Origin of the sequence: Roseateles sp., assembly GCF_044373315.1 — a bacterium.
Lineage (GTDB): Bacteria > Pseudomonadota > Gammaproteobacteria > Burkholderiales > Burkholderiaceae_C > JACDQM01.
Genome location: NZ_JBILQK010000086.1, coordinates 1 through 14,078 on the forward strand (window position 1 = coordinate 1; position 14,078 = coordinate 14,078).

General features: G+C 68.2%; 9 protein-coding genes. 2 read left to right on the top strand and 7 right to left on the bottom strand.

The window, feature by feature from the left end; genetic code table 11:
• From ACIQ67_RS16130 to ACIQ67_RS16140, 3 genes are all read right to left on the bottom strand, one after another.
• On the bottom strand, positions 1–1,250 hold a 1,250-nt coding region (locus tag ACIQ67_RS16130; RefSeq protein ID WP_397535397.1), incomplete at its 3' end, for an efflux transporter outer membrane subunit.
• A gap of 273 nt (positions 1,251–1,523) precedes the next feature.
• The gene (locus ACIQ67_RS16135) at positions 1,524–2,759 is read right to left on the bottom strand and encodes an FAD-dependent monooxygenase (protein ID WP_397535398.1); all 1,236 of its coding nucleotides are present in this window, start codon (positions 2,757–2,759) and stop codon (positions 1,524–1,526) included.
• A gap of 83 nt (positions 2,760–2,842) precedes the next feature.
• Positions 2,843–4,600 (bottom strand): alkaline phosphatase D family protein, encoded by a 1,758-nt coding sequence (locus ACIQ67_RS16140; protein WP_397535399.1) that lies wholly within the window; start codon positions 4,598–4,600, stop codon positions 2,843–2,845.
• 147 nt (positions 4,601–4,747) lie between these two features.
• Between ACIQ67_RS16140 and ACIQ67_RS16145 the strand changes: the two genes are divergently transcribed.
• Together ACIQ67_RS16145 and ACIQ67_RS16150 are read left to right on the top strand one after the other, a co-directional pair.
• The gene (locus tag ACIQ67_RS16145) at positions 4,748–5,731 is read left to right on the top strand and encodes a potassium channel beta subunit family protein (RefSeq protein WP_397535400.1); all 984 of its coding nucleotides are present in this window, start codon (positions 4,748–4,750) and stop codon (positions 5,729–5,731) included.
• 69 nt (positions 5,732–5,800) lie between these two features.
• Positions 5,801–8,938, top strand: a complete 3,138-nt coding sequence (locus ACIQ67_RS16150; protein ID WP_397535401.1) for a two-component regulator propeller domain-containing protein — start codon at positions 5,801–5,803, stop codon at positions 8,936–8,938.
• Here the strand turns inward: ACIQ67_RS16150 and murU are convergent.
• The 4 genes from murU to ACIQ67_RS16170 all read right to left on the bottom strand — a co-directional run bounded on the left by murU (position 8,925) and on the right by ACIQ67_RS16170 (position 13,959).
• Positions 8,925–9,605: an N-acetylmuramate alpha-1-phosphate uridylyltransferase MurU gene (gene murU, locus ACIQ67_RS16155; RefSeq protein WP_397535402.1), complete on the bottom strand. Its 681-nt coding sequence runs from the start codon at positions 9,603–9,605 to the stop codon at positions 8,925–8,927. The genes ACIQ67_RS16150 and murU overlap by 14 nt on opposite strands.
• A gap of 52 nt (positions 9,606–9,657) precedes the next feature.
• Entirely contained in the window at positions 9,658–11,751 is a 2,094-nt protein-coding gene (locus ACIQ67_RS16160; protein WP_397535403.1) for an ATP-binding protein, read from the bottom strand.
• A gap of 21 nt (positions 11,752–11,772) precedes the next feature.
• Positions 11,773–12,342 (bottom strand): response regulator, encoded by a 570-nt coding sequence (locus ACIQ67_RS16165; RefSeq protein WP_397535404.1) that lies wholly within the window; start codon positions 12,340–12,342, stop codon positions 11,773–11,775.
• Positions 12,343–12,459: 117 nt separating this feature from the next.
• Positions 12,460–13,959: an HD domain-containing phosphohydrolase gene (locus tag ACIQ67_RS16170; RefSeq protein ID WP_397535405.1), complete on the bottom strand. Its 1,500-nt coding sequence runs from the start codon at positions 13,957–13,959 to the stop codon at positions 12,460–12,462.
• Positions 13,960–14,078 lie beyond the last annotated feature (119 nt).

Consider the following 14,078-nt stretch of genomic DNA (forward strand, 5'->3'; position numbering starts at 1 on the left):
GTGCGCTGGGTTTCCAGCACGGTCTGGAAGTCCACCAGGCCGCTGCCGTAGCGCTGGCGTGCCAGCAGTGCGGCATTGGCGGCGGCTTCCGAGGCCAGTTGCAGCCGGGCCAGGCGGGCGCGGTCGCCGCGCAGCGCCACCAGCGCGTCTTCCACCTCGCGCAGTGCTGTCAGGATGCTGGCCTCATAGGCTGTGCGCGACTGTTCGGCAGCGGCCTGCGCGGCGCGCAGCTGGGCGTTCAACGCGCCGCCATCGAAGATCGGCAGCGCGATGCTGGCCAGCAGCGTTCGCAGCAGCGCGCTGCTGTCGCTCAGGCCGGACAGGCTGCCCGCGCCCAGGCCCAATGTGCCGCTCAGGCGCAGGCTGGGCTTGCGCGCTGCATCGGCCTGGCGGGTCTTGGAGAAGGCCGCCGCCAGGCTGGCCTCGGCCGCGCGGACGTCGGGGCGCTGGCGCAGCGTGTCGGCCGGGATCGCCAGGGTCAGGTCTAGCCGGGGCTGCGGCACGGCCGCGCTGTTCTGGCTCAAGGGCAGCAGCGCCTGCGCGGTCTGCCCGGTCAAGGCCGCCAGTGCGTGGCCGGCCTGGGCCAGGCTGGTCTGCAAGCCAGGCAGCGTGGCGTGGGTCTGCTCGACGCTGGCACGCGCCTGCTCGGCTTCCAGCGCGGTGGTGAGTCCGGCCTGCAGGCGCCACTGCGTGATTTGCAGCGTCTCCAGCTGGCTGTCCAGATTGGCCTGCGCGATCGCCAGGCGCTGCTGGCTGCCGCGCAGCGTGATGTAGGCCAGCGCGACCTCGGCGGCCACCGACACCTGCACATCGGCCAGGCTGGCGGCGCTGGCGCGCGCGCCGGCCTCGGTGGTGTCGACGGCGGCACTGTTGGCGCCGAACAGATCGGGCTCCCAGCTGGCGTCGAAGCCGGCTTTGTAGCTGGCCGTGCTGCTGGCCTGGCCACTGCGGCTGCGCTGCGCCGAGGCCGAGCCACTCAGTGCCGGCAGCAGGCCGGCGGCTGAGACATCGCGCAAGGCGCGTGCCTGGCGCAGCGCCGCTTCGGCGCCGCGGATGCTGGTGTTGGCGCGAAGCGCGGTCTCGATCAGACGGCTCAGCTCGGCGTCCTCAAACAGCCGCCACCACTGCGCCAGCGCGGCGGCATCGGCGGCGCTGCTGTTGCTGTTGCCGATGCCGTTCGCGCTGGCGTCCTGTTGCAGCCAGCGGGCCGGAATCTGCGGCTGCGAGCCGGGCGCGGCGGCGCGAGGCACGGTGTCTGCACACCCCGCCAGGGTAATCACTATCGACGCTAGCAACCAGGCGTGTGCCGATGGGCGCCGCCGCTGGCCGTTGCTGCGGCACGAAGGAAAGTCATCAGGAGACATGGCGGCGAGTGTGGGCGCCGAGTGCCACTGCAGTGTTTGCCTGATGTCAAGGTTTGTAAAGCTGCGTCGGGGGTGGGCGATGCTGCGCGCGGCGCTTGAGGGCTGCGAAGCGCTTCAAGCGGCGTTCGATGGGCCACAGTGGCCCTCCTCGGACCCGTCTCAGCGCCGTCCAAACATCATCTGGCGGGCGATGGCGCGCTTGAGCGGTGGCAGGGCCTGCAGTGCTGCCAGCCCAAGTCCGCGTGCCAGCGGCAGGCCTGGCCAGCGCCAGGCAAAGCTGCGGGCCAGGAAGTCGGTGGCGGCGATCATGCTCCAGCGGTCGGGGGCGCGCTGCCATTCCACGCTCTTCAGCGCGGCGTCGATGTCTGCTTCCTTGCGGCGCAGCGCGTCCACCAGCGCATAGGCGTCGCGCAGGCCCAGGTTCAGGCCCTGGCCGGCCACAGGGTGCAGGGTTTGCGCCGCATTGCCGATGCGGATGCTGCGGCCTTGCACCAGCGTGCGCTCGGCGTTCAGCCCCAGCGCAAAACACTTCAGCGGGCTGATCGCGCGCAGCGGGCCGGCGGCATCGGGCAGCAGGCTGTTGATCAGAGCCAGGCGTTGTGCGTCGCTGAGTTCGGCCACATCGTCTTCGGCCTTGGGCATGCACCAAACCAGCGCGGCGCGGCGCGGTGCGTCGGGCGTACCGCGCAGCGGCAGCAGGGCCAAGGGGCCGTTGCGCGTGAAGCGCTCGTAGGCCACGCCGGCTGGGCTGTGCTCTGGCAGAGTGACGCTGCCGACCCAGGCGTTCTGTTCATAGTCATGGGCGACGGCTTTCCTCGCCTGGTCTGCAAACACGCCGCCTTCGGCGATCACTGCCAGGTCAAAGCAGTCGGCGATGCCGGCGTCGATCTCGACGCCCGAGGGCAGCGGCTTGATCGCCGCCACCGCCGCGCCGAAGCGGCTGGCCAGGCGCTGCGGTTCGGCCTCCACGCGCGCCTGCCAGGCGGCCTGCAGCGGTGCCACCAGCTGGCCATAGGCCAGCACAGCGCCGAGCTGGGGCACGCCTTGTTCGGCGGCACTGATGCGCACCTCGGGCTGCTGGCTAGCGCCGAACAGCGGATGGCTGAGCGTGGGTGGCGCCTGGCTCACATGCACCTGCAGGATGGGCTGGGCCAGCTCGGTGGGCCAGACCTTGAGGCGCTGCAGCAGTTGCACGCTGCCCAGGCTCAGCGCCAGCGTGCGCGGGTCGCCTGAGACATCGCGCTCCAGCGGCCGGGCATCGAACAGCGTGATGCTGGCCTGCGGCAGCATCTGTGCCGCATGCAGGGCCAGCACCAGGCCGGCCGGGCCGGCGCCGACGATGGCCAGGCGCAGCATGGTCGCGGCGCTGGGGGCAGGTGTTGCAAGAGGCGACATGGCGGGAGGAACTGCAAGGAAAAAGACCAGCCGGGTGGCTGGTCTTTCGCACTATAGCCCCGGCACCCAGGGCTGGGTGGTCCTCAGGCCTTGAGCAGCTTGCGCTGGCCGGCGCCCGGCAGCACCTTCATGGCGGCACCGGCCGTCAGGGTGTAGCTGCGCTCGAACACATTGCTGACATAGACCCAGTCGGCGCGGCACTCGGCGGCGCTGGCGGTCAGCAGCATGAAGCCGCGGCGCGAGGTGTCGCAGTATTCCAGCGGGCCGATCAGCTGGGTCAGTGCGCCGGCCAGCACGGCCGGGTTTTCCTTGGGCAGGTATTCCTCGAAGCCAGGCGAGGTGACCGAGCTGGTGGCGAACTCCACGCCCACCTGGTTGCCGGCCATGTCCTGCAGGTCGCTGGCCCAGGCGTTGTGGGTGTCGCCGGCCAGCACCACCAGGTTCTTGTTGAGCTGGCGTGCGGTGGCCAGCACGGTTTCGCGGGCCACGGCGTAACCGTCCCAGGCGTCGAGGTTGTAGGGGATCGAGGGCTGGGCCAGGATGGCCCGCTCGGTGGCCGTCAGTGTGGCGGGTGCCGTCTGGGCCTTGGCGACGATAGCTGCATAGGCCGAGACGCTGACGCCGGTGCCCGGGTTGTTGGCCTCGAACAATATGGGCGCCGGAATGTTCATTCGGCCCATCAGCACCTGCTGGCCTAGCACCTGCCAGGTGGCGGTGGAGGCGGCCAGCTGCTGCTGCAGCCAGCTGGTCTGGGTGGTTCCCAGCAGCTGTCGGCTGGGCTTGGCCATGTCGGCGGCAAAGGCGTTGGCGTTGAAGCCAGCGGCGCCGATGTAGTTGGCGTAGTCAAGCTGCTCGTCGCGACCGACGATGCGGGTGTCCAGCATGTGCAGCGCCAGCAGGTTGCCGAAGTTGAAGCTGCGGTAGATCTGCTCGCGGCTGCTGCCGGTGCGGATCGGCATCCACTCATGGAAGGCCTGCAGTGCGGCGGCCTTGCGGGCGGCATAGTCGCCCTCAGTCGCTGGCTGGTGGTTCTCTGCGCCGCTCATGTAGGCGTCGTTGGTCACCTCGTGGTCGTCCCACACGGCGATCATCGGCACCGAGGCGTGCAGGGCCTGCAGGTCGACATCGCCGCGGTACTGCGCATAACGGGTGCGGTAGTCGGCCAGAGCGATGATCTCGCCGGTGGGCAGCACTTCGCGGCCCATGCTTGCCGCCTTGCCGCTGGCATAGCCGCTGCGGCCGTATTCATAGATGTAGTCGCCGAGGTGGATGGCGGCGTCGATGTCGTCGCGCTTGGCGGCTTCGGCATAGGCATGGAAGTAGCCGGCCGGATAGTTGGAGCAGGAGAACACCGCCAACTTGACCTGCGCCACTGCGGCGCCGGGCAGGGTCTTGGTGCGGCCGACCGGCGAAACCTGCGCGTAGGCCTTGAAGCGGTACCAGTAGCGGGTGCCGGGCTGCAGGCCCGCAGCATCCACCTTGACGGTGAAGTCGCTGGCGGCGCTGGCCACGGCGTTGCCGCTGGCCACCAGGCTGTTGAAGCCGGGCTCGGTTGCCACTTCCCAGCGCAGCGGGATGTCGCGCTTGTCGGTGCTGTCCAGCGCCAGCACGCGGGTCCAGAGGATCACGCGATCGGACAGCGGATCGCCGCTGGCCACGCCCTGGGCGAAGCGCACGTCCACGTCGTCGTCACCGCCGCCGCAGCCGGCCAGCAGCGCGCTGCTGCCCAGCGCGCCGAGTGCGACGGCGCCGCGCACGAAGTGGCGTCGGCCGGTGTCGGGGGCGCTTTGCGGCGTGGCGTTGAAGAAATTGTGCAGGGGGGCTTTGATGTCTTTGCTCATGGCGCGCATTCTGGGGAGCGCGCATGACAAGCCTGCGAAAGGCGCACAGCCATGCGGTGGCCGCCCGGCAAGGGGCGGCGCACTGGGCTACGCTTGGCGGCTTTCGTTTGCGGCACAGCCGCATTGCCAACAGGACAGGACCCCGCCATGCAATACCGTCGTCTGGGCCGCAGTGGCCTGCAAGTCTCCGAGCTGTCGCTGGGCTCGTGGATCACGTATCACAATCAGGTCGACACTTCGGCCGCCGCCGAGATGCTGGCGGCGGCTTATGACGCCGGCGTGAATTTCTTCGACAACGCCGAGGTCTATGCGCTGGGCAAGAGCGAGGAAGTGATGGGCGCGGCCTTCAAGCAGCTAGGTTGGGCGCGCCACCGCTACATTGTCTCGACCAAGTTCTTCTGGGGCATCGACCGCGACGCGGCCCACACCACCAATTTCAAGGACACGCTGAACCGCAAGTACCTGATGCAGGCTATCGACGGCTCGCTCAAGCGCCTCCAACTCGACCATGTGGACCTGATCTACTGCCACCGCCCTGATCCGCACACGCCGATCGAGGAAACCGTCTGGGCGATGAGCGACATCATCCGGCAGGGCAAGGCGCTGTACTGGGGCACCAGCGAGTGGAGCGCCGACGAGATCCGTGCGGCCTGGGCCATCGCCGAGCGTCACCACCTGCACAAGCCGGTGATGGAGCAGCCGCAGTACCACTTGTTCCACCGCAAGCGCGTCGAGCAGGAATATGCGCGCCTGTACGAAGACATCGGCCTGGGCCTGACCACCTGGAGCCCGCTGGCATCGGGCCTGCTGACCGGCAAGTACAGGAACGGCATTCCAGAAGGCAGCCGCGGCGCGCTGGAGAACATGGCCTGGATGCGCGAGCAGCTGCAGGACCCGGCGCGCAACAAGGCGGTGGGCGAGCTCGAAGCCATCGCGGCCGAGCTGGGCGGCAATGTGGCGCAGCTGGCGATCGCCTGGATCAACCGCAACCCGCGCGTCTCCACCGTCATTCTGGGCGCCAGCAAGCTCAGCCAGCTGCAGGACAACCTCGGCGCGCTGGCGCTGACGCCCAAGCTGACGCCTGAAGTTCTGGCCCGCATCGACGCCCTCTGCAAGCCGCTGGCGGGCTGAGGCCGCCGCTGCGCCGCGCGCGCTTTTCAGGGGATCAGGCGGCGCGCCGCCTCGCTAAGATGCGCGTTGATGCTTGTCAAAGACTTGGTTCACCGCGCGCTTCAGCTTGGCTCTGGCTGGCTGCTGCTGGCGCTGGCGATGGTGGCGCACGCTGCCAGCGCGGTGCAGGCCCCGCCGCGTTTCGACGCCGTGGGCGATGCGGCAGCGATACCGCAGAGCGTGGTGTCGGCACTGGCCCAGGACCACGACGGTCGGCTGTGGATCGGCACCGGTGCCGGCTTGGTTCGCTACGACGGCTACAGCTTCCGCAGCCAGACCCTCAGCGTGGGCAAGGAGGGTGGCCCAGCGCTACGCGGCCTGGGTTTCGTGCGCAGCATTCTGGTGGCGCGTGACGGCCGGCTCTGGGTGGGCACCGAGTCGGATGGCCTGGCGGTGCTGGACCCGCGCAGCGAACAGCTGCAGGTCTTCCGCAGCAATCCGGCCGATGCAGGGACGCTGGCGCCGGGCACGATCCGGGGCCTGGCTGAAGACCGGGATGGCAGGCTCTGGATCGGCACCATCGGCCATGGTCTGGACCGATTCGATCCGGCGACGGGCCGGTTTGAGCATTTCCGCAAGACTGACCCGGCACTGGGCCTGCTGGACGACCGCATCCAGGCCTTGCTGGTCGACAGCCAGGGCACGCTGTGGGTGGGCAACTGGAGCGGCTTGCAGCGCCGCCGCGCGGGCGAAAGCCGCTTCGAGCCGGTGGCGTCCAGCCTGAAAGGGCAGATCATCACCAGCCTGATCGAAACCTCGGACGGCCATGTTTGGGTCGGCAGCCAGCAAGGCGGCCTGAGCCGGCTCGCGCGTGGCAGTGGCGAAGAACTGCCGCTGGACAGCCCGGCCAGCGGCAACGGCGCGGTGCACAGTTTCGTCGAACTGGAGGGCGGCTTGGTTTGGGTCGGACGAGCCAGCGGCATCGAGCGGCGCGCGGCCGGCGGCAAGCTGCTGGCTCAGATCAAGCATGAACGATTGAACCGCTCCGGCCTGGCCAGCAATGAGGTGCGTGCGCTGCTGCGCGACCGCGCGGGCTGGGTCTGGGTGGGCAGCTATGGCGGTGGCTTGCAGCGGCATAACCCGCTGGATACCGGTATCTGGGTGCGGGGGCCTGAGGGTGACAGCGGCGCGGTGTTCGAGGAACCGAATGCGCGCAGCCTGCTGCAGCTGGACAACGGCGAGGTCTGGGTGGGCACAGGCGAGCGCGGCTTGGCGGTAATGGATGCCGGCCTGCGCCTGATCGGCGAACTGAGGCCTGGGGAGCGCGGCTTTGCCGGCCGGCGCGTGGCGGGCCTGGCGCAGACGCGCGACGGCCGGGTCTGGGTGGGCAGCGATGCCGGCCTGTATGAGATGGATCGAGAGCGCCGAGTGCTGCGCCACCTGCACGCCGGCTCCGGCCGGGTGCGGCGCCTGCTACCTGGCTCGGACGGCAGTTTGTGGATCGGCACGCAGGACGGGTTGTTCCGCTGGCACAAGGAGCAATTGGTACGCCTGGAGATCCAGGGCGGAGCCGCCCTGACCGGCGACGTCAACGGCATGGCCGAGAGCCCTAATGGCGGGCTGTGGGTGGGTACCGAGAAGGGCCTGTTCTGGCTGCCGCGCGGCGCCAGCCAGCTGCTGCCAGTAGCCGAGCGCAAAGGCGCCGGCCTGGGCCATCCGACAGTGCTGGGCCTGCTGATGGATCGGCGCGGCTGGCTGTGGATCGACACGGCCGTGGGCCTGCACCTGCTGAAGGCCTGGGACGGCAAGGCGGCCGCTTTCGAGCGCATCAGCGAGGCCCAAGGCCGCGCTGACCGCGCTTTCGGTGCCAACCTGCTGGAAGACAGCCGCGGGCGCATCTGGACCCAGCAGCAGGTCTACGATCCGGCCACGAGCCGCCTGTATGAGCTGACCGCAGCCGACGGTGCCGACCATGGCACCGGCTGGTTTCGGTCTTATGCGGCGCTGGCCGATGGTCGGCTGCTGTTTGGCGGCAGCAAGGGCTTGCTGGTGGTCGAGCCTGAGCGCTTCCGGCCTTGGGACCATGCGCCGCCGCTGGTTGTTTCCGAGCTGCGTATCGACGGGCGGCATCGCGAGGCTGGCGATCTGCTGGAGGGCCTGACCTTGCAACCGGGGCAGCGCGGCTTCTCGGTCGAGTTCGCCGCACTGGACTTCAGCGACCCGGCGCGCAGCCAGTATGAATACCGGCTGCAAGGCTACGACGCGGACTGGCTGCGCACCGGCGCGAGCTACCGCGTGGCGGCCTACAGCAATCTGAGCCCGGGGCGCTATACGCTGCAGGTACGTGCCACCAATCGCGCAGGCGTCTGGAGCTCGCACGAGCTGGCGATTCCCATCGAGGTGCTGCCGGCCTGGTGGCAGCAGCTCTGGTTCCGCCTGCTCGCCGGCCTGGCGGCTTTGGCTGCCGTGGCGGGCGTCGTGCAGTTGCGCACGCAGATGCTGCAGCGTCGCCAGCTGGAGCTGGAGCAGCGGGTTCAGGAGCGCACGGCCGAGCTGGAGGCGGTGTCGCTGGCGCTCAAGGAATCCAGCCTGACCGATCCGCTGACCGGCTTGCGCAACCGGCGCTTCCTGTCGCAGCACATCGAGGCCGACGTGGCGGTGAGCCTGCGTCGCCACGAGGCTGCGCTGCAGCGGGGCGAGCCGGCGCCTGCGGACGGCGACCTGATCTTCTTCCTGATCGACATCGACGAATTCAAGCGCGTCAACGATGTGCACGGCCACGCGGCGGGCGATGCGGTGCTGACGCAGATGCGCGACCGGTTGGAGCCGGTGTTCCGTGCCACCGACTGGCTGGTGCGCTGGGGTGGCGAGGAGTTCCTGATCGTGGCCCGCAGCACCTCGCGCCAGCATGCGGCCGAGTTGGCCGAGCGGGTGCGCGCTGCGGTGGCCGGCCAACCCTTCGTGCTGGACGACGGCCGCCCGCTGGCGCGCAGTTGCTCCTTGGGCTTTGCCTGCTTCCCGCTGGCCGTGTCGCAGCCGCGCGCGCTGGACTGGAGCGCCACGCTGGATCTGGCTGATGCGGCGCTCTACGCCGCCAAGCGCAGCGGCCGCAATGCCTGGGCCGGCGTGATCGATGCCGGTGCCCTTGACGCGGCGGCGTTGCGCCAGCGCGGCAGCTCGGCCGAATGGCTGGCGAGTGGCGAGCTGACGTTGCTCAGCTCTGGTTGAGCTCGTCCAGCCGCTGCACCGTGCCGACATCGGCCCAGTCGCCCGCATAGAGCTCGGCCGTGATGGCTTGCGCTGCGATGCCCTGGTCGAGGAAGTGGCGCAGCCGGATCTTCTGCCCGGGCTCCGCGTTGGCGAGCAAGGCGGCGCGGAACAGGCCGATGCAGGTCCAGGTGTGGCGCGGGGCGCCCGTGTTCGCCGCCAGGCCTTCGGGCGTGATCGCGAAATCGCCCAGCGGGTGATGCGGCCGGTTCGTCACCATCCACAGATGCGCCAGCCGCGCGCTGGCGGCAAAGCGTTCGGCCTGCGCGGCATCGAAGCGGTAGGCGGGCAGGAAGACATCGGCCGAGACCACCCAGAAGCAGTCATCGCCGTCAGCGCACAGCAGCGGCAGGGCCTTGGCGATGCCGCCGCCGGTTTCCAGCGCTTCCTGCTCGGGCGAGTAGTGCAGGCGCACGCCATAGGCGCTGCCGTTTCCGAGCACCTGCGGGAACTGCTCGCCCAGCCAGGCGGTGTTGATGACGATGTCGCGCACGCCGGCGGCAGCCAGCGCCTCGATGTGCCAGACGATCAGGGGCTTGCCCCGCACCGGGATCAGCGGCTTGGGTGTGTGGTCGGTCAGCGGCCGCAGGCGCTCGCCTCGCCCGGCCGCGAGGATGATGGCTCGCATGGGCGCGCAGTGTAGGGGCACGCAGGCAGTCCGGCCGGCCGGCGGGTCTGCCTCAGGCGCTGGGCCCGCCCACCGGCACCCAGACCTTGAAGCGGGTGCCGACGCCGGGCTCTGAGTGCAGCTCGATATGGCCGCCGTGCTTCTTCACGATGGAGAAGGACAGCGACAGGCCCAGGCCCGTGCCCTGGCCGACCGGCTTGGTGGTGAAGAAAGGCTCGAAGATGCGGCGCTGCACCTCGGGCGTCATGCCCTTGCCGTTGTCGGCCACCTCGACCCACACGCCGTCGACCTTGTCGCGCGGCTCACAGCCGGTACTCAGGGTGAGCAAGCCCCGCTTGCCCTCCATCGCGTGCGCAGCGTTGACGATCAGGTTCATGAACACCTGATTGAGCTGTCCTGCCAGGCAGCGCACGGGCGGCAGCTGGCCCAGTCGGCGCTCGACATCGGCCCGGTACTTGACCTCGTTCATCACCACGTTGAGGGTGGACTCCAGGCCGGCGTTGATGTCAGCGTCCTGCCAGTCGGCCGAATCGACGCGCGAAAAGTCCTTCAGGTCCTGCACGATCTTCTTCACGCGCGACAGGCCATCTTCGCTTTCCTGCAGCAGCGCGGGCAGGTCCTCGGCGATGAAATCGAGATCGGCGGCCTTTTCAAGCCGTGCGAGTTCGGTGTCGGCGGTCAGTTCGTCGCGGTGGCGGCCGTACGCGGCGACCAGGGACAGCAGGGCTTCGACGTAGCGACGCAGCGAGCCCAGATTGGAGTTGACGAAACCGATCGGGTTGTTGATCTCGTGCGCCACACCGGCCGCCAGCTGTCCGATCGAGGCCATCTTCTCGGACTGCAAGAGCTGGTTCTGCGCCTCTTCCAATCGCGCGTTGGTCTGTTTGATGTTGCGATAGTTGAGGACCAGTTCCTCCTGGGCCCGCATCACCTCGGTGCGATCCTGCAGCAGCCACCACACCGAGGCCTGAGGATCGAGCGGGTTGGTGGTGTAGGCAATCATCTGGACCCAGATCGGCGTGTCGTTGGCGGTCCGCAGGCGCATCTCGTGGCTCAGCGATCGGCCTTCCGCCAGCGTTTCGCGCATGCGCCGGCTCAGTTCACGGAAGTCGGCCTCATTGAGGAAGAACAGCTTGGCGCTGAGCTCGTCGCCTGTGACCGTTTCGAGCTCGAAGATCTCGGCGAACTTCTTGTTGCTGCGCGTGATTACACTGCCGCGGGTCGCGATGATGCCGACGGACGCGTTCTCCAGGAAGGCGTCCAGCTCGTGGTTGCTGAGCAGCAGCTCGGCTGTGCGCTGAGCCACGATGCTCTCCAGCTCCGCCTGGTTTTCTCGCAGCTGCTCCTCGGCAGTGCGCCTGGCGGTGACATCTTGCAGGGTCTCGATCGCACCCACGACGCGGCCCTCGACGTCACGCAGCGGCGTGGCAGTGAAGAAAACCCAGCGCGGCTGCCCGCCAAGGTTGGGGAAGAAGGCCTCGCACTCGCAGGTGTCTGGCAGCGTGAGGCTCATCCGCAGCTGGCCGTTGTAGCGTTCCGGGCCGACCGACGCGACGCTACCGTCGACAACCAGATCCGCGAGCACCGGGCCCGGTGCGTCGTAGAAGGCGCGCCAGGCATCTCGACTGCCGACCAGCTCCGAAGCGGAAATGCCCGACAGGCGCGCGCAGGCTGCATTCCAGTGGGTGACCCGGTGTTCGGCGTCGATCACGAAGGTCGGCACGGGGTCGGTCTCGATGATCTGGTGCATCACGCGCCCCATTTCGAGCAGGCTGTTCTGCACATGGCGCATGTCGCTCAGATCGGTGCAGGTCAGCAATGCCACGTGGGCGCCTGGCAGGCTCAGGCGCCGTCCTGTGATTTCGAGATGGCGGATCGAGCCGTACGCTGTCAGCGCGTCGAGCTCCTGCGCGGGCTGCTGGTCTGCGCTGGCCAGGCAGCGCGCGCCATAGTCGATCAAGGCCTGGCGGTGTTCCGGGATGACCCAATGCTGGGGCGGTAGGCGCAACAAGTCGGCCAAGGGGGTGGCCAGAAGACGGCACATGGCGTCATTGGCGCCGACGATGCGGGTTTGCTCGAGCAGCAGCACGGGCGCGGCCACCGCGTCGAGCAGCTGGGTCATCTGGACAGGCTTGGCCTCGGTCATCGCAGGGTCCTTGCGGCAGTTTCAGGCCCGTGTCGTCCCCGGATCAAGCACATAGGCGCCGTCCGGGCTCCAGTCGACCTGGGTCAGGCCGGGCTCCAGGCGTTCAAGACGGCGCCGTTCGGCTTCCTGAGGGCTGATGCTGCCCTGTGCCAGGCGCTGCAGGTCGGCCAGGGCGCGGGTCTCGACCCGCTCTTCGTAGAGCTTGAGGAACTGGTGCACAGCGAACAGCAGCTCGCGCGTGTTCCAGGGTTTCGCCAGGAAACGGGTGATCTGCGCGCGGTTGATAGCGTCCATCAGTCCGTCATAGTCGGTCTGCCCGGACAGGATCACCCGAATCGCGTCGGGCTGTTGCTCGCGCAGCGCGGCCAACAACTGGACGCCATTCATGCCCGGCATGCGGTAGTCGCTGATGAACAGCGAGAACTTGCACTCGCAGGCGCGAGCCAAAGCCGCATCCGGGCTGGTGAAGGTCTCGACTTTGAGGGCCGGCCACAGCCCTTCGCCGACCCCCTGGCGCAATTCGCGCGCCAGCGCATTGACGATGCTGGGCTCATCATCGACGAGCAGGATACGGTGCAGCATGTCGCTCATGATGGTCGGCCTCCTCTGGGGCTGAGTGTGATTGAAGGATCGAGTGAAGCTCGGCACGAAGCGGAGCCAGGCTGAGTCCGCACGAGCACGGACAGGGGGGTGAAGTGCAGGGCGTGCCTAGGCATGCTGTGGCCTGTTGGCGTTCGCCGGCAGCGGCGGCTGGCTTGGGCGTGCGCCCGGCGCTGGGGCCGCACCGGACTTCTTGGCCGGCTTGTCCATCTTGACGAAGTAGCGCAGCGCGACGTTGTCTCGGGCTTCGAGCTTCTGCACCTGCGCGACCAGCTGGGCAGTGAACCTGAAGCCGACCGGCAACAAGACGCTGCCTTGCGGGCTCAGCAGCGGACGCGCCAGCACCATGCCTGGCTTGAGGTGCTGGCCATCAAGCTCGATCACCGCATCGTCCGCGGCCAGCAGCTCGGGCAGCAGGGCATTGAAGGCCTCGATGAGCTCGGGCGCATAGCGCTGCGCAGCGCCCTCGGCGATCAAGTCGGCGGCCTCCTGCACCGAGTACTCCTTCTCGGCCAGCCGGCCTGTGATCAGCGCCTCATAGGTGGCGGCCAGGTTGACGATCTGCGAGCCCAGAGGCACTTCGTAGCCTGAGAGTCCATCGGGGAAGCCATGCCCGTCCACGCGCTCGTGCTGCGAGCGGATGATCAGCGCGGTCTGGTGCAGCCGGCCCAGCGGCATCAGGGCGGCCTGGGCCTCCAGCGGGTGGTGCTTGTAGCGCTCGAATTCAGCACCGGTCATCAGGGAGACCGTCTTGTTCATCAATCCGTCAGGCAAACCGATCTTGCCAATCTCGTGCAACAGGCCGGCGTTGTAGATGTCTACCGCTTCGATGGCGCCAAGCTTCAGATGCTCGGCAAGACGCAGTGCCAGCCCAGCCACCTTGTGCCCATGTCCCGAAACGCTGCCATCACGCAGTTCCAATAGCGCCGAGAAGACGCTGATCGACATCGCGAAGTTTTCTTCCAGCAGTGCGTTCGCCTGGTTCAGCTTCTGGTTGGCCTGCGCCATCTGCGCATTCGCGTCCGCCAGCTGGGCATTGCTTTGCTCCAGCTCGGCGGTGCGTTCCTTGACTCGGCACTCCAGGTCCTGATTGCTGTTGGCCAGCTGCGCGTTGCTCGTCTCGAGCTGCTCGTTGAGGTCCTGCAGCAGCGTGTTGGCGGCCTGCAGCTGTTCGTTCTGCGCCTGGCTCAAGGCGCCCAGGCGGCGGTTCTCACGTTCGAGGTTGAGGCGCTCCAGGCTGTCGCTCAAGGACAGCAGCAGATCCTGGTCATCCCAGGGCTTGGCGATATAGCGATGGATTTCGCCTTGGTTGATCGCGGCGATGGTGGAGCCGATGTCGGCATAGCCAGTGAGCAGCAGGCGCGCCATCTCCGGCCAGCGCTGGCGCACGGCTTCAAGCAATTGGGCGCCATCCATCTGCGGCATGCGCATGTCCGAGACGATCAGGTCGACCGGTTCGCGCTCCAGGATCTCGAGTGCCGCGGCGCCGCTCTCAGCAGTCAGCACTCGATATCCCTGTGGACGGCACAGGCGGCGCAAGGCGCTGAGGATGGAGGGCTCGTCGTCGACGAAGAGCAGCGTGGATTCAGGCTTGAGCTCGTTGGTCATTTGGCACTCCCGATTCGCTGGTGCGCGAGGCTGCGGCTGGATCACTGCAGTGCTGCGCGGGGCTGGTTCGGATGGCCTCAGTGTGCTCCTAAATGATAAAAGTGGCGATTCCTTTGTCG